The 18,937-nt window shown below is 74.1% G+C and carries 15 protein-coding genes; 9 read left to right on the top strand and 6 right to left on the bottom strand.

Annotated features, from left to right (window positions below; all coding sequences use genetic code 11):
* Positions 1 to 6 precede the first annotated feature (6 nt).
* From ACQEU6_RS04285 to ACQEU6_RS04275, 3 genes are all read left to right on the top strand, one after another.
* Complete coding sequence (locus ACQEU6_RS04285; RefSeq protein ID WP_499329285.1) at positions 7 to 669, top strand: TetR/AcrR family transcriptional regulator; 663 nt, start codon at positions 7 to 9, stop codon at positions 667 to 669.
* 291 nt (positions 670 to 960) lie between these two features.
* A complete protein-coding gene (locus ACQEU6_RS04280; protein ID WP_499329284.1) occupies positions 961 to 2,853 on the top strand; it encodes an FAD/NAD(P)-binding protein in 1,893 nt (630 codons plus the stop codon).
* Positions 2,854 to 2,916: 63 nt separating this feature from the next.
* Positions 2,917 to 4,227, top strand: a complete 1,311-nt coding sequence (locus ACQEU6_RS04275; RefSeq protein WP_499329283.1) for a putative PEP-binding protein — start codon at positions 2,917 to 2,919, stop codon at positions 4,225 to 4,227.
* Positions 4,228 to 4,244: 17 nt separating this feature from the next.
* Here ACQEU6_RS04275 and ACQEU6_RS04270 read toward each other — a convergent pair whose 3' ends face one another.
* Entirely contained in the window at positions 4,245 to 4,583 is a 339-nt protein-coding gene (locus tag ACQEU6_RS04270) for a VOC family protein (RefSeq protein WP_499329282.1), read from the bottom strand.
* A gap of 287 nt (positions 4,584 to 4,870) precedes the next feature.
* Here ACQEU6_RS04270 and ACQEU6_RS04265 point away from each other — a divergent pair, with 287 nt between their 5' ends.
* Positions 4,871 to 6,103, top strand: a complete 1,233-nt coding sequence (locus ACQEU6_RS04265; RefSeq protein ID WP_499329281.1) for an acetyl-CoA hydrolase/transferase family protein — start codon at positions 4,871 to 4,873, stop codon at positions 6,101 to 6,103.
* 122 nt (positions 6,104 to 6,225) lie between these two features.
* Entirely contained in the window at positions 6,226 to 7,467 is a 1,242-nt protein-coding gene (locus ACQEU6_RS04260) for an oxygenase MpaB family protein (RefSeq protein WP_499329280.1), read from the top strand.
* 67 nt (positions 7,468 to 7,534) lie between these two features.
* Here the strand turns inward: ACQEU6_RS04260 and ACQEU6_RS04255 are convergent, their stop codons facing one another.
* The 3 genes from ACQEU6_RS04255 to ACQEU6_RS04245 form a co-directional block, all read right to left on the bottom strand.
* Positions 7,535 to 10,174 (bottom strand): DUF4132 domain-containing protein, encoded by a 2,640-nt coding sequence (locus ACQEU6_RS04255; RefSeq protein ID WP_499329279.1) that lies wholly within the window; start codon positions 10,172 to 10,174, stop codon positions 7,535 to 7,537.
* A gap of 58 nt (positions 10,175 to 10,232) precedes the next feature.
* Positions 10,233 to 11,171, bottom strand: coding sequence for a DUF5996 family protein (locus tag ACQEU6_RS04250; protein ID WP_499329278.1), 939 nt, complete (start codon positions 11,169 to 11,171; stop codon positions 10,233 to 10,235).
* A 95-nt stretch (positions 11,172 to 11,266) separates the two neighbouring features.
* Complete coding sequence (locus tag ACQEU6_RS04245; protein ID WP_499329277.1) at positions 11,267 to 13,756, bottom strand: tetratricopeptide repeat protein; 2,490 nt, start codon at positions 13,754 to 13,756, stop codon at positions 11,267 to 11,269.
* Between the two features lie 179 nt (positions 13,757 to 13,935).
* On the opposite strand from ACQEU6_RS04245, the gene ACQEU6_RS04240 reads away from it, so the two are divergent.
* From ACQEU6_RS04240 to ACQEU6_RS04225, 4 genes are all read left to right on the top strand, one after another.
* Entirely contained in the window at positions 13,936 to 14,391 is a 456-nt protein-coding gene (locus tag ACQEU6_RS04240) for a carboxymuconolactone decarboxylase family protein (protein ID WP_499329276.1), read from the top strand.
* Between the two features lie 80 nt (positions 14,392 to 14,471).
* Entirely contained in the window at positions 14,472 to 14,948 is a 477-nt protein-coding gene (locus tag ACQEU6_RS04235) for an iron chaperone (protein WP_499329275.1), read from the top strand.
* A gap of 129 nt (positions 14,949 to 15,077) precedes the next feature.
* On the top strand, positions 15,078 to 15,242 hold the full coding sequence (locus ACQEU6_RS04230) for an SDR family oxidoreductase (protein ID WP_499329274.1): 165 nt from the start codon (positions 15,078 to 15,080) through the stop codon (positions 15,240 to 15,242).
* Positions 15,232 to 15,762, top strand: coding sequence for a MarR family winged helix-turn-helix transcriptional regulator (locus tag ACQEU6_RS04225; RefSeq protein WP_499329273.1), 531 nt, complete (start codon positions 15,232 to 15,234; stop codon positions 15,760 to 15,762). Before ACQEU6_RS04230 ends, ACQEU6_RS04225 begins: the two co-directional genes overlap by 11 nt.
* 17 nt (positions 15,763 to 15,779) lie before the next feature.
* Here the strand turns inward: ACQEU6_RS04225 and helR are convergent, their stop codons facing one another.
* Positions 15,780 to 17,933 carry an RNA polymerase recycling motor ATPase HelR gene (gene helR / locus ACQEU6_RS04220; protein WP_499329272.1) on the bottom strand — a complete coding sequence of 718 codons (2,154 nt, stop codon included), beginning with the start codon at positions 17,931 to 17,933 and terminating at the stop codon, positions 15,780 to 15,782.
* A gap of 278 nt (positions 17,934 to 18,211) precedes the next feature.
* Positions 18,212 to 18,697: a carboxymuconolactone decarboxylase family protein gene (locus ACQEU6_RS04215; protein WP_499329271.1), complete on the bottom strand. Its 486-nt coding sequence runs from the start codon at positions 18,695 to 18,697 to the stop codon at positions 18,212 to 18,214.
* Between the last annotated feature and the right edge of the window lie 240 nt (positions 18,698 to 18,937).

Below are 18,937 nucleotides of genomic sequence, written 5' to 3'. Positions count from 1 at the left end.
GCGACCATGGCGACCACCACGCGGCCGCGCCGGCAGGTCCGGGAGCGGCGCGACGACGTCCGGCGCCGCGTCCTGCGGACGGCGACGGAGATGATGGCCGACGGCACGCCCTACACCGAACTGCCCGTGCAGCGCATCGCGCAGCGCGCGCGGGTCGCGCGCTCCACCCTCTACCTGCACTTCCCGGACAAGAGCCGCCTGCTCCTCGCGCTGGCCGACGAGGCGGTCGACGCGCTGTTCGGCGAGGCCGTCCTCTGGTGGCGGGCCGACCACTCCGACGGGGTCGACGGCGTCGCCCGCGCCATGCGGAAGATGATCGCCGCGTACCGCGAGCACCGCCGCGTCCTGCACGCCCTGGCCGAGGTCGCCGGGTACGACCCCGAGGTCGCCGAGTTCTGGCGCGAGCGGATCCGGCGGTTCGCCGCCGTCGTGCAGAACCGGCTGGAGCGGGAGCGGCGGGCGGGCGCCGTGGACCCGGAGATGGACGTCCGGTCGACGGCCCAGGTGCTGATCTGGACCGTGGAACGGACGATCTCCGCGCACTGCCACCACGACGAGGGCGCGGGAGACGAGCGGATCGCGCGCACCCTCGCCCGGACGATCTGGCTCACGGTCTACGGCGCGACGCCCGCGCCGCCCCACCGCGACCGGCGCTCGGCAAACCGGTAGCGGTCGGGGCACCGGCCGCGCCCGCGCCCGCGCGGCCCCGCCGCACGTGAGACGGCTCCTGTGCGCGCGGATCACCCTTCACCCGTCCAGGCCATTCGCTAATAATTCATATAGCAAATGGCTTGCGGTGGCCCCATTTCCCGGGAAGCGGACTTTCCGCTGCGAACGTCCATGGATTGGTCCTGGCTCCTGACGGGGCGCCGCCGTGCGAATATGCGCCACCCGCTCGGCCGCCCAACCATTGAGCCCGGGCGATAATGCGCGCTACGCTCGGCGGGAGGAGGGTTTTCTGTGGCCGTTCGATGCGGGCGGGGTAGTGACGTGGGCTTTTCCAGGCCCCGAAGGGTCGTCATCGTCGGAGCCGGCTTAGCCGGAACCGCCACCGCCATACGTCTCATGCAGTTCGCCCGAGAACCTTTACAGGTCGTTCTGATAGAACGGCGGCCCGAATACCGCGGTGCGGGCGTGGCCTATCATCGCTCGGGCAACCACTGGCACCACGTCTTCAATATCCAGGCCGGCCGCATGTCGATGTTCCGGGAGGACGTCGACGATTTCGTGAAGTGGGCGAACACCGAGGCCGACCGGACCGGCTGGCCCCCGCGGTGGAGCGGATCCACCTTCACCGAGTCCGGGCCGGCGCCCCGCCGGCTCTACGCCGACTACCTCCGCACCCGCCTCGCCGACGCCGCCCGCGAGGCGTCGGACGGCGTCGAACTGCGCGAGGTCGACGGCGAGGCGGTCGACATCGCGGTCGGCACGGGCCGCGTGGACGTCGTCGTGGAGAGGTACGCGTCGCCGGGCTCCGGCGCCGATCCGGACACGATGACGATCGAGGCCGACCACGCCGTCCTCGCCACGGGGCTGGAGGAGCGGGATCTCCCGTTCGCGGCCGGCGTCGCGGACCACCCCTGCTTCGTCCGGCACCCCTACTCCGACCAGGGCATGGAGCGGATCCTCGGCGTGCGCCCGGACGCCGAGGTCGCCATCGTCGGCACGCTGCTGAGCGCGTACGACTCCGCCTCGCTCCTCCTGCGGCACGGCCACACCGGAAAGATCCACATGATCTCGCGCTCCGGTCTGACGCTGCGCACCTATCCCCCCGACCACCGCCACCGCGTCCTCGACCTGCCGGCTCCGCGGCTGCGCGCCGGCGCCTACGAGGGATGCGACGAGCTCGTCCGGCTCTTCAGGGACGAGTGGGAGCGGGCCCGCGCACTCCTCGCCCGGCGGCATCCCGGCGTGGCGCCCGCGGTCGTGAGCGAGCGCATCGCCAAGTCCTGGGAGCCCCACCTGCCCGAGGTGCTGGCCCGGGTCCCCACGGCCGATCTCCGCGCGCTCCTCGACCGGTACGGGAGCCTGCTGGCCACGCTCCGCGTGAGCGCCGTCCCCGACATCACCGGGCTCGTCGACGCGGCGATGGCGGAGGGCGGGCAGATCGTCCTCACCACCGGCGCCGTCGGCGCGATCACCGCCACCGAGACCGGCGCCCTGCGGGTGGCGGTGTCCGGGGCCGCGGCGGAGCGGACGGTCGAGGCGGACCTCGTGATCTCCAACTTCGGGCGGGAGACCGACTACGGGCGGGTCGGCTCGGCGCTGTGGCGGAACCTGCTGCGCCGCGAGACCGCCGCGCCGCACCGGCGCACCGGACGCGGCGTCGAGGTGGACGGCCACGGCTTCCTCCTCGGCCCGGCCGGCGCGCGGACCGCCCCGATCACCGTGGTCGGCTGCCCCCGGGAGGGCGACGAGATCACCCGGTACGGCCGGATGGGCGCGTTCACGTTCAACCTCGCCGCGATCAAGAACCACTCGGTCGGCGTCGCCGCGGTGGTCCTGCGCCACCTCGAATCCCGCTACGACGAGCCGACCGAAACCACGGCCAAGGCCGTGGCCCACGGCGGGGACGACGCGGTCCGCGAGGCGTTCGCCCGCGCGGTCGGGCTCGACGTGCGCCGGATGGCCGCCCGGCGCCGCCGCGAGCGCCGGGCCCTGGAGGCGCGCCTCGCAGGCGGCCTCGACGCCCTGCGCGACGCCATGACCTCCGGTGGCGAGGCCCCCGCGCCGTGCGGCGCGCTGCGCTCCGTCGTGAACGCGGCCGCCGCGGCGAGGCTCAACGACCTGTCCGTGACGCCGCGGGATCTGCGTTCACTGCTCGAACTCGACGAGCCGCCGGAATCGGGATAACCGAAAAGCCGCATCGGATTTCGAGGGGTGCGTTCTCTCATCCGCGGCTGACACTCTCTAAGGATGCTCCGCCCGGGACGGGCCCGACCGCGAATCGCCCTTCGAGTGCGGTCGGGCCCTCATCGCCAACCGGGACCGGCGAGAGAGAGGACGTCCGTGAGCCCTCGCGAAGTACCAGGGGTTGTGCTCGTCGACTCACACCAGCGGTCCGTTCGGGGATTCTGCAACCGCGGCAGAAAAGCGGTCGACGGCGCCATTCTGGTCGTCGACGAACTCGGCCCCGAACTTTATGACGCCATCGTCTCCTGCTCCGCAGTCATCTGCGCGAAAGGCGGCCGGACGGGCCACATGCAGTCCCTGTGCCGCTCGCGCGGAATCCCCGTGCTGCGCGTCGCCCCGTCCGAACTGGACGCGCTCGCCGGCGAGGCCACGGTCCTGCTCGACCGCGCGTCGGTCGTGCTCGGCGAGGCCGCGCCGGCGGCGCCGGCGCCGCGGTGCCCGGCCGCCGTCTTCGGCGACATCGAGTCGATCTGCGTGGTCGTCGCCGACACCGCGGACATCCGGGCGGTCAACGCCCTCGCGCCGCGCGTCGAGCACGCCGACACCTTCTTCATCCGCGAGGAGTTCGTCTGCTTCTCGGCGGCCCTGAGCCCGATCGACTCCCTCCGGGAGGGCGTCCGGGAGGCCGAGCGCTACGGGGCCGCCGTGGCCTCGGAGCTGTGCCCGATGGTGCGCGAGCTCCTCCCCGGCCAGCGCCTGATCATGAGACTCCTCGACCTGCGCTCCGACGACGCCGCCAAGATCACGTCAGGGGACCACGTGGACGACGAGCCGAACCCCGAACTCGGCCGGCACGGCGCCCGGTGGCTGCTGCGCGAGCACCGCTACCCCCATGCCTTCCGGGCGCTGCGGGCCCGCCTGCGGGAGCGGCTGGGCGCGGACGCGGACCGGGTGCGCTTCGCCGTTCCGTTCATCAACGACCGGGACGAGTACGTGCGGCTGCGGCGGTTCCTCGGCCTCGGGGACGCGACGCCGCTCGCCGTCTTCGTCGAGACGCCGGCCGCCGTGCACTCGGCGGCCGACTTCTGCGCCTCCGGAGCCGGAGAGCTGTTCGTCGGCACCAAGGACCTGATCCAGTTCTATCTCGCGGCCGACCGCGGCAACCACCTGGTCTCGTCGGTCTACCAGACGCGGCACCCGGCGGTCCTGGCCGCGCTGCGCCAGGCCGTCGGCTCCGGCCGCGACGCCGGGACCCCGGTGCACGTGTTCGCGCTGGGCGCGGACCTGGACCACTACGTCCGGCACCTTCCGGTGCGCCGGCTCATGATGTGCGCCGCCGAGCTGCGGCATCTGGCCGAGAGGCAGGCGGCCTAGGCGGTACACCCGGCGCGTCATCCGGCGCCGCCGAAGGAGATCTCGTTGCCCTCCGGGTCGCGGAAGACCACCTTGGTCGCACCGTTGCCGTACTCCTCGCGTCCCGCCGGCGGGATCCCCCGCCGGGCGGCACCCGCGACCCGGTCGCCGAGATCGTCGACGAACGCGAGCACCAGGGCGTTCCCCGCCCGCTCCGGGTCCTGCACGATGTAGACGTACCGGTGCTCGGCGACCTCCCACACGGCCTCGACGTCGTTGGGCAGGAACGACGGCTCCGCGCCGAAGAAGCGCTCGTACCACGGGAGCGCCCGCGCGTAGTCGGTGACGGGGATGCCGGCGAAGAGATCGAGTGCCATGTCGCTCCTCGTGCGTCGTGGATGCGTCGCAGATGATGACCGCGGCGGCGCCGGGAAATCATCGCCGGCCGCGCGGCTTCGGCGGGCGGGCCCATGCTGGGTCCGAGAGGGCCGACCGGCCCACCCGCGCCGATCTCCGGCAGCCGCCGGACGGCGTCCAGGGTCGCCCGCGTCCCCCTCCCCACCCTTCACCGCCCTCGGCGTCGGCGCCGTCCGGGCAGGTCGGGCACACTGGCCACGCGGACCCGCCGCGACCTGGTCAGGAAGTCTCTCGGAAAGGGATCTCGATGCGCGTTGTCTCCCAGGAGGATCTGGCACGGGTGCTGGCCGGACTGCCGGGACGGCCCCGGATCGTCGCCGGCGGCAACTTCGCCGCCCCTGGGCTGGCCCTGCGGGTCCTGGACGCCGCGGTCGCCGAGTACCGCCTGTTCATGCTGAACGCGCAGACGCAGATGCCGGACCGCGAGGGGGTCGACCTGGAGACGCCCTTCGTCGGCGCGGGGATGCGCGGCCGCCCGAACCTGCGCTACTTCCCGTCGCGGCTGTCGCTGGTGCCGAACCTGCTGAAGGACTCGCTGCCGCCGGACGTGGTGATCGTGCAGACCTCCACGCCGGTCGGCGGGACGGTCTCGCTCGGCATCGAGGTCAACATCCTGCCCGCGGCCATCGAGGCGGTCCGCGCGCGCGGCGGCCTGGTCGTCGCCCAGATCAACCCCCAGATGCCCTACACGTTCGGCGACGCCGTCCTGGCGACCGACGAGATCGACCTGGCGATCGAGGACGACGAGCCGCTCGCCACCCCGGTCCCCCGGCCGCCCGGCGAGGTCGCCCACGAGATCGGCGAGCGGGTGGCCGGGCTCGTCCCGCAGGACGCCACCCTGCAGCTCGGCATCGGCGCCATACCGGACGCCGTGCTCTCCTCGCTCCTCGACCGGCGGGGGCTGCGCGTCTGGTCGGAGATGTTCAGCGACGGGGTGCTGGCGCTGGAGAAGGCGGGCGCGCTCGACCCCGGGACCCCGATCACCGCGTCCTTCGCGTTCGGGGGCCCGGAGCTGTACGCCTGGGTCGACCGCAACGACCGGATCCGGATGCTGCGCACCGAGAAGACCAACGACCCGAGCCTCATCGCCCGCAGGCCCCGCATGGTCTCGGTGAACTCCGCGCTGCAGGTCGACCTGTTCGCCCAGGCCAACGCCAGCCGCGTCCGCGGGGCGATCTACTCCGGCTTCGGCGGGCAGACCGACTTCGTCGTCGGCGCGCTGCACTCCCCCGGCGGGCACGCCGTCATCGCCCTTCCGTCCTGGCATCCGCGCGCGGACGTCTCGACCGTCATCGCGCGCCTCGCCGGGCCGGTCACCTCGTTCCAGCACAGCTACATCGTCAGCGAGCGGGGCGCCGCCACCGTCTGGGGGAACGACGCCGCCTCCCAGGCCCAGCAGATCATCGACAACGTCGCCCACCCCTCCGCCCGCGACGAGCTGCGCGAGCAGGGCCGCGAGCTCGGCTTCCCGCTGCGCTGACCGCGCAACGCCTATTGGCAGAGTGCCAATAAGCGTCTAGTGTTCCGGTCAGCTCAGGAAACCCGGGGGTGTCCGACATCGCGATCGGCGGGACGCTCCCGGCCCCCAGGAGGAGCGAAGGCATGGACAGACCCAGCAGACGCAACGTGTTGATGACCGGCGGGGCGCTCGGGGCGCTCGGCGCCCTCGGCGTCGCCTCGCCCGCGCAGGCGTCCTCCCTGTGGACATGGTCGCCCGAGGGCTCGGTGGCGGGCGCGGGCAGGGGCGCCGACCCGCGATGGGTGTGGGACCCGGAGGCCGACGCGCTGGTCGCCTCGCTGCTCGACCGGGGCGCCGTCCCCGAGGTCAACGGACTGCTGCGCACCTGGACCAAGAACGGGCAGCCGCTGCCGGACGGGCTGCCGGCCGACCTGCGCGACTTCATGGAACGCGCCCGCCGGCTGCCGGAGTGGGCCGACCGGAGCAAGCTGGCCACCGCGTTCGAGTTCAACGAGAAGCGGGGCCTCTACCTCGGCGTCACCTACGGCTTCGCCAGCGGGATGATGAGCACGGCCATCCCCAAGGAGGCGCGCGCGGTCTACTACTCCCAGGGCGGCGCGGACATGAAGGACCGCATCACCAAGACCGCCAAGCTCGGCTACGACATCGGCTCGGAGAAGGCGTTCGAGCCCGACGGCGAGATGATCGTGACCTGCGTCAAGACGCGGCTGGTGCACGCCGCCGTCCGCCACCTGCTGCCGAAGTCCCCGTACTGGACCAAGGCCGCCGACGAGAAGATCCCGATCAGCCAGGCCGACATGATGGTCACGTGGCACAGCCTGCCGACGACCGTCATGCAGAACCTGGTCGGCTGGAAGGTGCCGATCCCGGACGCCGAGTCCGAGGCGTTCCTGCTGTCCTGGCAGCTCGCCGGGCACATGCTCGGCATCCAGGACGAGTACATCCCGAAGTCGTGGAGGGAGGCGAACTCCCAGGCCGAGCAGGTGCTGACGCCGGTGCTCGCGCCGACGCCCGAGGGCGTCAAGCTGGCCGACATCCTGCTCAACCTCGGCTCCACCATCGACGGCGGGATCCTCACCAAGCCCATCCTCGGCTCGCTCACCCGCTTCATGCTCGGCGACGAGATCGCCGGATGGCTGAAGATCCCCCGGGACCCGCTGTGGGACCCGCTCATCCGGACCCTCTGGCCGCCCTTCGTCGCCGTCCGCGAAGGCCTCCTCGACATCACGAAGGCGCCGAAGGAGCTGCAGCAGCTCTACTGGGCCTTCGACGAGATCCTCCGCCAGGGCGCTCTGCTCTACCTGTCCGGATTCAAGATGCCGATCAGCATCGAGATCCCGCAGAGCAACAACCCCCACTACTGACCCCCTGCGGCCTCGGATCCCGCTCCCCGCCCCGGACGCGCCGGGGTGGCGCCGGGCTCGGAACCGGTCAGGTCCCGAGCCCGGCGCTCCGCCCGTCGGGTTGGGACGCGCTGCGGACGAGGTCGTGGACGGCCTCGCTCAGGGTGACGGGATCGACCCGGCCGAGCGGCACCGCGTCCTGCGGCGCGCGGGCCGGGGCCGGCCCCGCCCAGAGGGCGCTGACCTTCTGGTCTTCGCCCTCCCCGTACATGTAGTAGCCAAGGCCGGGGCTCAGACCCGCCACGACGTACAAGCCGGCCGGGTCGCGCCGGGCGAGCCACCCGCCCGAGAACCCGCCGTCCGCGTCCACGGACTCCCAGCGCCCCTGCGAGTGGCCCTTGGCCTTGCCGTAGGGCAGGACGAGCCCCTCCACTCTGGCCAGCCGACGCGCGGCCCGCTCGTCCTCGGTCAGGCGGTAGACGGGCCGTCCCAGCTGCTCGAACGGCTGAAGGATCTCGTAGTCGGCGAACAGCTCGACCCAGGCGCGCAGGTCGTCGCCCAGCAGGACGGGGTGGGCGACGCCGATGCGGGCGTCGGGCTCGGGGGTGAACGGGTCGTCGCCGACGCCGGCGTAGTCGCGGGCCTCGTCGACGCGGAAGGCCGTCCCGGAGTCGGTCGTCCACACCAGCCGGCGGACGATGTGCCCCAGCAGCGGGTGGGCGACGAACAGGGTCCGGAAGTCCTCCGGCGTCCAGCTCCGCCGGGTGATCATGGCCAGCTCCAGGCGCCTGATCTCCTGGTCGGCGATCGTCCGCAGGTCCTTCTTGAAGCCGGCGAACAGGGCGTGCGCGGCCGGGGCGAGGGCCGGATCGTCCTTCGGGCCGGGTTTCGGCGCGCTCTTGCGCACCTTTCCGCCGGGCTCCACGACCAGCGGGACGAGCTGCTCGTCGAAGGCCACGGTGAACCGGCGCGCGCCGTAGTCCAGGACGAGCGTGCCCCGCTCGTCCAGCCCGAAGTCCGGGACGGCCCGGTCGGCGAGGGCCTCGCGCGTCATGCCGCGCGCCGCGGCGATCTCGTCGATCTTGAGGGCGGCCCTGCCCTTCAGCCCCTTGTACCTGCCGCGGCGGGTCAGCTCGAACAGGTGGGTGAGGGCCACGTCGGAGCCGATCGCGGCCAGGACGTCCAGCGCCGACACGGCCCGGCCGGTGAGCCCCTGCCCCGGCCAGAGCTTGATCAGCGGGCTGAGCCGCCGCACCGTCGTGTCGTCGCCGATCAGGCCGAGCTGCGCCAGCGCCCAGTTGTGCCGCGTCGGCGCGCCGAGCGCGTACCAGCGCTCGAACACCGCCCAGGAGAACTCGGCCAGCGAGTGCCGGTCGCAGAACGCGCGGACCTCCGCGGCCTCGGGCGCCTTCCTGGCGAGCAGCGAGAGCAGGCGCCGCGTCGCGCTCGCGGGCAGCGCCCGGTCGCGGCCGCGCGTGAGGATCCGCGGAAGCAGCGCCGGGTCGGCCCAGTCCGACTTCGCGCCCCGGACGGGCCTGCCGTCGAGCACCTCGGGCAGATCGGGACTGTCCGGCACGGCCGGCCGCGGCAGCAGCGCCTCGGCGCTTCCCGAAGGCACCGCCTCGGCCAGGTCGGGCCTGGCGTACAGCAGCCCGCGCACCGTACCGGCCGCTTGCAGGCCCCTGGCCGTGTCGTCGCCGGCCAACGGGACCAGCGCCCGGAGCGCACGCTCCGGATGCCGCCCGGCCGCCTCCTGCAAGGCGGCCGGGACCCCTTTCTCGCCCATGCGGTCGAGCAGGAGCGGGAAGACCGCCTCGTCGGCGATCCCCACGAGCGCCCGCAGCACGACCGAGCGCGCCTCATCGGCGCCGAGCCCCTGCCCGAGGGCGATGTCGAGCAGCGGGAGCGCGTCCGCGCCGAGGCCGTCGAGCAGCGTCCCGAGCACGGCGGGAGTGGCCGGCACCCACCTCACCCTTCCGATCTGCGCCGCGCTGGACAGGGAGCAGAGCAGGAACTCGTAGTCGAGTTCTCGGGAACCGAAGGAGCGCTCCGGGGAGCCGTCCAGCCAGGCGGTCTCGGTCGGGGCGAGGTAGGACGCCACGCGCCTCCTCCACGCGTCGCCGCGGTGATGCGAGAGGCGCGCGACGGCGTCGCCGTACTCGTCGTCGGACGCGGCGGCCAGCAGCGCGCGGAGCCGCTTGACCACCGCGTCCTGCGCGGCCCAGCGGCCGACCGGGAAGTGGTCGTGGAAGGTGACGCGCCGGATCTCGCCGCGCCGTCCCCGGGGCACGGCGCCGCCGACGAAGGCGACGAGCCCGACGCCGAGGCCGGAGCCGGACGGCGCGGGGCGCGGCGCCGGGCCGGGCTCGATCGAGAACGCCTCGGTGACCGCGCAGGCGGCGAAGGCGAGCCCGTGGTCCAGCACCCACGCGTCCAGGAACGCCGTGCCGTCGACTCCTTCGAGGTACTTCACCGCGACGGCGGCCACCGCCGCCGCGCCCGCCGGGTCGGCCTCCCCGGCGAGCCGCGCCCGCAGGGCCCGGCCGAGGTCGGGGTCGGTGCGCTCGTGCTCCGCCATCTCCTCGGCGATCGCGCGGGCCGCGAGGTCCCACCCGCGGGCCCGCTCCGCCGCGCCCTCGTCCAGCGCGACCGGCGGACCGGGGACGCCGCCGCGCCTCGGATGGATGTGCTCACGCCACTCGACCGGGATCTCCGCCGTCTCGCCCATGGCACCGCAAACTAGCGGCGGCGTCCGACATCCCGATCGCCGGTCCGGGGGGCTCGGCTCAGGCGCCCTCGCGGGACTTGTGGTCCCACCGCGCCGGGTCGGCCTCCAGCGCGGCGCGGTCCCAGGCTCCGAGATCGGCCGCCGCATCGTAGGTGCCCTGCAGGAACTCCAGGAGGGCCCGGTCGGGGTCGGGGGCCTCCCGCACCGCCTCGTACGGAAGCAGGAACTGGCCGTTCTCCCTGCTGTAGAAGGCGCCGGACGGGCCCGCCCGGCGGTCGGCGAACCCGGCGGGCTCGGGATAGGCGTAGGCGTAGAAGGCCCCCTCCTCGCCGCCGCCCGGCCAGAACCCGCAGCTGCTGAGCTCCCGCGAGTACCCCTCGACCATCACCCAGTCCCCGCAGTTCGGGGCGCCGCCCGGGTGCTCGGGCGCGTCCCGTCCGGAGAAGCGCGTGCAGGCGAGGTCCATGGCGCCCCAGAAGAAGTGCACGGGACTGACCTTGCCGATGTAGCGGGACCGGAACTCCCCCAGCACCCGCGCGGCCTGGAGCAGCTGGCCCCAGAACAGGTGCGCCGCCTCGGGATCGTACGAGGCGTGCTGGTGGTCCTCCTCGAACGGGATCGCCGGGTCGACCTCGTTCGGGCGCGCCTGGATGTGCGTCTCGATCCCCAGCTCGTGCAGGGCCTCCATCGTCCGGGCGTAGAACCGCGACACCGGCATCGGCGCGAGTTCGAACTCACGGAGGCTGCCGTCCGAGGCGCGCAGCCGCAGCCGGTGGTCGACGAAGTCGAACTCGATGTCGAACGCGCCCCCGCCGTACGGGATCGCGGACGTGGTCAGCCCGCGCGGGCTGACGTACAGCGTCACGTTCCACCAGTGGTTCACCAGCGGCGCGTGGGCCAGCCGGATCTTGCCGACGATCTGCGTCCACATGTGCAGCGTGTCGCGCGTCGGCGTCCAGTCGGCGACGCGCAGCCGTGGCCAGGACTGACCTTCCACCAGGGCCCCCTTCCAACAGGAACACCCGGGTCATGCCCCGGATCAGGCCCCCGCAACAGTGCGGGACGCGGCATTGCGCGTCGAGCTCGGGAGCGTCAGCCGGTGCGGGCGCCTGGATCGAGGTCCCGCCGGACGGCCCGGCCCGCCGCGCGGTGCGCGGCGGCCGCGGCCGGGTCGGTCTCGTCGAGGACGGCGGCGATCCCCTCGCGGGCCAGCGCCTCGGCGTGGCGGTACCCCAGCCTCGGGGCCAGCTCCAGCGCCTGCCGGTGCAGGCGCAGGGCCTCCTCCGGCAGGCCCGCCAGCCGGCACGTCTCGGCGTGGCCGTAGAGGAAGTGGATCTTCCACTGCTCCTCGAACAGCTCGTCCAGCAGGGCGAAGGCCCGGCGGTGCGCGGCCAGCGCCTCCTCGTACCGGCCCGCCTGCCGCAGGGCGACGCCCAGGCAGTTCAGGCACCAGGCCTCGTTGTGCCGGTGCCCGTCCTCGCGGGCCAGCGCGAGCGCCCGCTCCAGGTGCCCCGTCGCCTCGCCGGGCTCCTCGGCGGCGATGGCGACGCCGAGGGTGATCCGGGCCGTCAGCGCGGGAGGCCAGGCGGGGTCGGCGTGCGGGATCTCCAGCACGGCGCGGGCGAGCCGCGCCGCCTCCTCGCGGTGCCCGAGCTGGAGCATCGCCCACGCCTCGTACGCGGTCGCGTGGGCGGTGCCCGTCGGGCAGCCGGCGTCCCGGTACAGCCCGCCCGCCCGCCGGAACAGGTCGAGCGGCTCCTCGACCCTGCCCTCGTCCCACCCGAGGTAGCCCCGGCGCATGGTCAGCTCGGCCTCGGTCCTGACGTTCCCGGCCCGGGACACCAGCGGCTCCGCCGCCGCGTACGCCGTGGCCGCCTCCGCCATCCGTCCCGCGTTGTAGCGGGCGAAGCCGAGATCGCTGTGAGCCTCGGCCAGTTGCAGCGGGTCGTCCAGGCGCCCCGCGGCGGCCAGCGAGTGCTCGAAGAGGACGTTGAGGTGCGTCGTGCCGCAGCGCCGCGCGAAGAACGCCCGCATGCGCCGGGGCAGCTCGCACACGTGCGCGTCGGCTCCGGCGGCGACCGCCGCCTCGAAGACGGCCATCAGGTTGGTGTACTCGGTGGCGAACCAGAAGAGCGCCGCGTGCTTGCCGGCGAACTCGGGCAGGTCGCGCGGTCGCCGGCCCGCGGAGACCTCCCGACCGGAGGGCATGTACGACACCGCGGCGTCCGCGGCCGCGGCGGCGTGCACGTAGTAGTCGAGCACCCGGCCGAGCGCCTGCTCCCGCTCGGCGGGCGAGTCGTGCTCGGCGCAGGCGCGGCGCGCGTGCTGGCGCACCAGATCGTGCAGCCGGTAGCGCCCGGCCGCCGACTGCTGGACGAGGTGCGCGTCGAGAAGGTCCTCCAGCATCGTCCGGGCGCCGCGCAGGGGGACGTCCGCCAGCGCCGCCGCCACGTGCTCGTCGAAGGTCGAGCCGGGCACCAGGCCCAGCAGCCGGAAGAAGCGGCGGCGCCCCCGGTCCAGCTGCCGCACGGACATCGCGAACGCCGTGTCGAACTCCGTGGCGCCCTCGGCCATCCGCTCGACGAGGATGCCCACGGTCCAGCCCGGGCGGTGCCGCAGCCGCGCCGCCGCCAGCCGCAGGGCGAGCGGCAGATGGCCGCACCGCCGCAGCACTTCGGCGGCGGCCTCGGGCTCGCGGGCCAGCCGGCCGCCGGCCCCGCCCGGGTCCCCGCTCGCGCGGGCCAGCAGCTCGGCGCCCTCCTGCGGCGTCAGCACGTCCAGCGACACCGGGGGCACCTCCTCCAGGCCGAGCAGCCGGTTGCGGCTGGTGACCAGCGCGACGGACCGGCCGGCGCCCGGCAGCAGCGGGCGGACCTGGTCGGCGTCCACGGCGTTGTCGAGGACCACGACGGCCCGCCGGTGCGCCAGCTCCGACCGCCAGCAGGCGGCCAGCGGCTCGATGCCGCCCTCCTGCGGGATCTTCTCCGACGGCACGTCCAGGGCGGCGAGGAGGGTCCGCAGCGCGGGGTCGGGGCCGAGCGGCTCCCGCCCGGCGGTGAAGCCGTGCAGGTCGACGTAGAGCTGGGCGTCGGGGTGGTCGGCGGCGAGCCGGTGCGCGGCGTGCACCGCCAGGCACGTCTTGCCGACGCCCGCCATGCCGTCCACGGCGACCACGCCGCCGGCGTCCACCGCCGCGAGCACGGCCTTCAGCTCGGTCTCGCGTCCGGTGAAGTCGGGGACGTCGCGCGGCAGGTCGTTGCGGGGCGGGCGCGGCGCCCCGGTCGGCGGCGCCGGCGGCTGGACCTGCCGGCTGGTCTTCGGCGGCGCGGGCAGCGCGCTGGAGGCCCGCTCCCAGAGGGGGCGCAGCGGGCGCGGGTCGCGCCTGAGGAGGCGGCAGAGCGCGATCACCGCCGTCCACGGCGGAACCGTCTGGCCGCTGAGGTACCGCGACAGCGACGACGAGCTGAGCCCGGCGTCCCGCGCCAGGGCCCGGACGCCGCGTCCGGACAGCTCGTGCAGCATGCGCAGCCGTGCCGCGAGCTCGTCCTGCGGATCGGCCTTCTCCGCCCGTTGCCGTCCCACGACCACCGTTCCCCCGCCTCCGTCCCACCGCGGCGGAACTCGTGCGGGCGCGTCGCTCCTGTTCAGCGGCGTTGCGCGTGTCCCACGGTGTCCCACCGACGTCGTCATCGTAGGCCGCTCCGGCTGTGATGGGGTCATGCCCCTGAGGGAGGGGGCACGACCGCAGAGGAGAAACGCAGATGCAGTCCCGTATGAAGAACCCCGCCATGGTCCTGTCCGGCGCGATGCAGCCCATCCAGGAGCTGTTCAAGGCCGTGCACTCCGGCGGCGTCCCGGAGGAGACCCTGGAGCTGGTGCACCTGCGGGTCAGCCAGATCAACGGTTGCAGCGCCTGCGTGGACGCCGGCGCCAAGACGGCCCGCAAGGCCGGGGTGACCGACGAGCGGCTGGCCACCGTCGCCGCCTGGAGGGAGGCCCCGTACTTCACCGAGGAGGAGCGCGCGGCGCTGGCGCTGGCCGAGGCCGCGACGCGGCTGGCCGACCGCGCCGACGCCGTGGGCGACGAGGTCTGGGACGCCGCCGCCACCTACTTCGACGAGAAGGAGCTGGCCGCGATCGTCCTGATGATCGGCGTCACCAACCTGTTCAACCGGCTCAACGCCACGACCCGGCAGATCGCCGGCGCGTGGGGCTGAGCGCGCCCCGTCCCCGCACGCCCCGTCCCCGCACACCCCGTCCCCGCACGACCCCGCCGCGAACCCGAACGGATCCCGCCATGAGCGACACGAAGAAGACCACCGAGAGCACCGCCGCGGCCGGCGAGAGGTTCGACGGCTTCACCGCCGAGGAACGTGCCGCGATGAAGGACCACGCCCAGGAGCTGAAGAAGGCCGCGCGCCGTGCCCCGGGCAAGGCCGAGGCCGACGGAGAGAGCGACGTCCGCGCCAAGATCGCCGAGATGGACGAGGCGGACCGCGCCATCGCCGAGCGGGTGCACGAGATCGTCCGGGCCGCCGCCCCGGACCTCGTGCCGAGGCTCTGGTACGGCCAGCCCGCCTACTCCAAGGACGGCAAGGTGCTCTGCTTCTTCCAGGCCAAGGCGAAGTTCAAGACGAGGTACGCGACCCTCGGGTTCAGCGACGTCGCGGCTCTCGACGAGGGCGCCATGTGGCCGACCTCCTTCGCCCTGCCGGAGCTGGCCGCCGAGGGCGAGGCGCGGATCGCCGAGCTGGTGAGGCGGGCCGCGGGCTGAGGCCGCCGGCGGCCGCCGCTCCGGGAGCCCGCTAAGCTGACTTTATACCTAAACTCAAGGAGGCTTCGACATGGCGCGCACGTCGTCGCCCCGGGCTACATCGAGGACACCGAGTTCTTCGGCGACGCGATGAGCGACGAGCGGCGGGCGGCGCAGATCGCGCAGACCCACACCGGGCGGGCCGGGACGCCGGGGGACGTCGCCGAGACCGTGCACTGGCTCGCCTCGCCCGGCGCCGGGCACGTCACCGCGCAGATCATCCAGGTCAACGGAGGTGCCGAGCGTGGCCGCTGAGCCGCCCCGCGACGGCGCCGACGCCGTCCAGGACGCCTGGCGGCGCGAGCTGCCGGGCGTCCCGGTGGAGTCGATCGGGGTCGTCACCCGGATCTGGTGGGCCGCCAAGGTCTTCGGCGACGAGCGCCGCCGCCTCCTGGCGGGGCAGGGAGTGGACGTCGCGACGCTGGACCTGCTGTCCACGCTGCGCCGCTCCGGCCCGCCGTACCGGATGAGCCCGGGCGAGCTGGCCGAGGCCTGCATGGTGACGCGCGGGGCGATCACCCAGCGCGTGGAGCGGGCCGCCGGGGCCGGGCTGGTCGAGCGGACCACCGTCGGCTCCGGCTACCACGCGCGCGCGGTCACCCTCACCGGGGAGGGCCGCGCCCTGCTCGACCGCGTCGTCGCCGACCTGCTCGCGGCCGAGGACCGCCTCATCGGCCACCTCGCCCGCGACCGCCGCGAGCAGCTCGCCGGCCTGCTGCGCGAACTGCTCGCCGGTCTCGACGCCCCGGGCTGGAGGGGCCAGGTCGGGGACTGATCCCCGGCCCGGCGGGCTCAGGCGCTCGTGAGGACGACGAGCTCCCGGGTCGCCCGGGTCATCGCGACATAGCGGTCGACCGCTCCTTCGACGCCCTCGCCGAACCGGTCCGGGTCGATGAGCACGACGAGGTCGAACTCCAGCCCCTTGGCCAGCTCCGGAGTCAGGGACCGGACGCGGGGCCGCCCCGGGAACGCGGGATCGCCGATGACGCAGGCGACCCCGTCGTCGTGCGCGGCGAGCCAGGCGTCGAGGACCCGGTCCAGGTCCGCGACCGGTCCGCGGACGACGGGGACGCCCGTGCCGCGGATCGAGGTCGGCACGTTGGCGTCCGGGAGCGCGGCCCGGATCACCGGCTCGGCCTCCGCCATGATCTCTTCCGGCGTCCGGTAGTTGACGCTGAGGGACGCCGGCTCGATCCGGTCGAACCCGACCCGTTCGAGCCGTTCCCGCCACGACTCGGTGAACCCGTGCCTGGCCTGCGCGCGGTCCCCGACGATCGTGAAGCTCCGGGACGGGCACCGCAGCAGCAGCATCCGCCACTCCGCGTCGGTCAGCTCCTGCGCCTCGTCCACGACGACGTGCGCGAACGGGCCCGCGAGCCGGTCCGGGTCGGCGCCGGCCAGGGCGCCCTCGTCGACGAGGGCGTCATGGAAGTCCTCACCGCGCAGCATCGTCACCAGTCCCGTCCCGTACTCGTCGTCGGCCACCTCGACGAGGTCGTCCACGACCCTCGCCATGCGCTCGCGCTCGGCGGCGACGGCGGCCTCGTGGCGGCGCCTGCGCAGCGACGCCTCCGGGTCGCCGAGGCGCTGCCGCGCCGCGTCCAGGAGCGGCAGGTCCGACACCGTCCAGGCCTGGGCGTCCTCGCGCTGCAGCAGGCGGATCTCGTCCTTGCCGAGCCAGGGAGCGCACAGCCGCAGGTAGGCGGGCACCGACCACAGATCCCCGACGAGGTCGGCCGCCTCGATCAGCGGCCACGCCCGGTTGAAGGCGGCGCGCAGCTCCCGGTCCTGCTGGAGCGACCTGCGGAGCAGCTCGGGGGAGGCTTCGCCGCCGTGCTTGTCGGCGAGGATCGTGATCAGCTCCTCCCAGACCTGGTCGCGCGCCTCGTTGTGCGGCGTGCCGGGCTCCGGCGCCTGGAACGCCTCGGCCCAGTCGGCGGGGCTCAGCCAGACGTCGGACCAGTGGGTGGCGACCTCCATCCCCTCGGTGGGCGGGTCCTCGTAGAACCCGACCGCCTTCTCGATCGCCTTCACCATGTCCGCGGACGACTTCAGCCGGGCCGCCTCCGGGTCGGTCTCGGCGACCGCCCCGGCCCCCTCGGCGACCAGGTCGCGCAGGGTGCAGATCTGGACGCCCTCCTCGCCGAGGCTGGGAAGCACGTCGGAAACGTAGGCCAGGTACGGCTGGTGCGGGCCGACGAACAGCACGCCGCCCCGGTGATGGGACAGGCGCGGGTCGGAGTAGAGGAGGTAGGCGGAGCGGTGCAGGGCGACGACCGTCTTGCCCGTCCCCGGGCCGCCGTCGACGACGAGGGCGCCGCGCGATCCCGCGCGGATGATCGCGTCCTGGTCGGCCTGGAGCGTGCCGAGCACGTCGCGCATCCGGTCCGACCGGTCGCTCCCCAGGCTCGCGATGAACGCGGACTGGTCGTCCAGCGCCGCGTGCCCGGCGAACCCGTCCGCGGTGAACACCTCGTCCCAGTAGTCGCTGATCCGTCCGCGGGTCCAGCGGTACCTGCGGCGGCTCGCCAGCCCCATCGGGTCGGCGTGGGTCGCCCCGAAGAACGGTTCGGCGGCGGGCGAGCGCCAGTCGAGCAGCAGCCTGCGGCCCGTGCCGTCGGTGAGGCCGAGCCGTCCGACGTACACGGGCTCGGAGCCGTCCGCGGCGGCCATGTGCCCGAGGCACAGGTCCAGGCCGAAGCGGCGCAGCGTGCGCAGGCGCGCGGTCAGCCGGTGGATCTCCATGTCCCGGTCCATCGCCCGCTGACCGATCCCGCCCGGCGCCCTGCGCTCGGCTTCGAGCCGGTCGGACAGGTCGCGGATCGCCTGTTCGAGGCTCCGCGCGATGGCCGCGAAGTGCCCCTCGTCCCGCTCGATCAGCGCCGGGTCGGCCTTGGGTGACAGGCGTTCGGGGAGATCGAACACGCTGGCGGTCAAAGGGTTCACGTATCGGCTCCGGCTCGTGGTCGCTGGTCGTGGCTTCGCCGAGTCCCCGCGGCCGCCCGGGAGCCCGCCGCCGGGGCCGCCGACCCCGCGCGGCTCCCGCGGCGGGCGACGCCCCTGACCTGCGCCCCCGGTTCCGCAGATTCTGGCTTCGGCGGACGATTCTGCGGCACGACCCGGGTCTTGCCGCAAGCCCCCCGGTGCGCTATACGTTGAGAGTGGCGGGGAGAGCCGCGTCTCTCGCGCCCTCCGCCGCCCCTCCGCCGCCCCTCCCCCGCCGATCAGCTCCCCAGCGCGGCGTACATGCCGGGCTCGTAGGAGCCGCCCCGGTTGCGCACGATCACACCGAGCCGGTTCGCGGCGTTGATCATGGCCACCAGGTAGACCAGCGCGGCGATCTGGTCCTCGTCGTAGTGCTCGCGCACCCGGCCCCACGTCTCGTCCGAGACGCCCTCGGAGGCGTCGGCGAGCCGGGTGCCCTCCTCGGCCAGCGCCAGCGCGGCCCGCTCGGCCCCCGTGAAGACGGTCGACTCGCGCCAGGCGGCGACCAGGTGCAGCCGGACCGCGGTCTCCCCGGCCGCCGCGGCCTCCTTGGTGTGGAGGTCCACGCACCAGCCGCACCCGTTGATCTGGCTGGCGCGCAGCATCACCAGCTCCTGGAGGTCGCGGGGCAGCGACGACCCCTGGATCGCCACGCTGACGGCGGCGAACCGCTTGCCGACCTTGGCGGCGAACTCGTTGGTCATCAGGTTCAGACGGGGTTCCATGCCGTGCTCCTAGCCTGTGGAGGTGCGCGCCGCGCGGATCGTCCGCGCGGCGTCCTGACGGTCATGGAGATGCCGGCGCCCGGTCCCCCGTGACGGCTCCGCCCTGTGACGTACGCCACCGGCCGCGGCACCGTCTCCGGCGCCTGCCCGATGCCCGCCGGGCGAAGGGCTTGCCGACCTCGGTCGTTAGAGCCGGGTGTGGCCGGGTAGCCGTATCCGGTGGCCGGGCCAGCCGGTGAC

Source organism: Spirillospora sp. CA-108201, from assembly GCF_050936235.1.
In the GTDB taxonomy this organism is placed as follows: domain Bacteria; phylum Actinomycetota; class Actinomycetes; order Streptosporangiales; family Streptosporangiaceae; genus Spirillospora.
This window is presented reverse-complemented; position numbering and strand designations above follow the sequence as displayed.

Bases quoted from the DNA above. Each gene is read 5' to 3' on its own strand.
- ACQEU6_RS04285 (WP_499329285.1), top strand. From the start codon at position 7: ATGGCGACCACCACGCGGCCGCGCCGGCAGGTCCGGGAGCGGCGCGAC.
- ACQEU6_RS04275 (WP_499329283.1), top strand. From the start codon at position 2,917: ATGCTCCGCCCGGGACGGGCCCGACCGCGAATCGCCCTTCGAGTGCGG.
- ACQEU6_RS04270 (WP_499329282.1), bottom strand. From the start codon at position 4,583: ATGGCACTCGATCTCTTCGCCGGCATCCCCGTCACCGACTACGCGCGG.
- ACQEU6_RS04265 (WP_499329281.1), top strand. From the start codon at position 4,871: ATGCGCGTTGTCTCCCAGGAGGATCTGGCACGGGTGCTGGCCGGACTG.
- ACQEU6_RS04260 (WP_499329280.1), top strand. From the start codon at position 6,226: ATGGACAGACCCAGCAGACGCAACGTGTTGATGACCGGCGGGGCGCTC.
- ACQEU6_RS04255 (WP_499329279.1), bottom strand. From the start codon at position 10,174: ATGGGCGAGACGGCGGAGATCCCGGTCGAGTGGCGTGAGCACATCCAT.
- ACQEU6_RS04240 (WP_499329276.1), top strand. From the start codon at position 13,936: ATGCAGTCCCGTATGAAGAACCCCGCCATGGTCCTGTCCGGCGCGATG.
- ACQEU6_RS04235 (WP_499329275.1), top strand. From the start codon at position 14,472: ATGAGCGACACGAAGAAGACCACCGAGAGCACCGCCGCGGCCGGCGAG.
- ACQEU6_RS04230 (WP_499329274.1), top strand. From the start codon at position 15,078: ATGAGCGACGAGCGGCGGGCGGCGCAGATCGCGCAGACCCACACCGGG.
- ACQEU6_RS04215 (WP_499329271.1), bottom strand. From the start codon at position 18,697: ATGGAACCCCGTCTGAACCTGATGACCAACGAGTTCGCCGCCAAGGTC.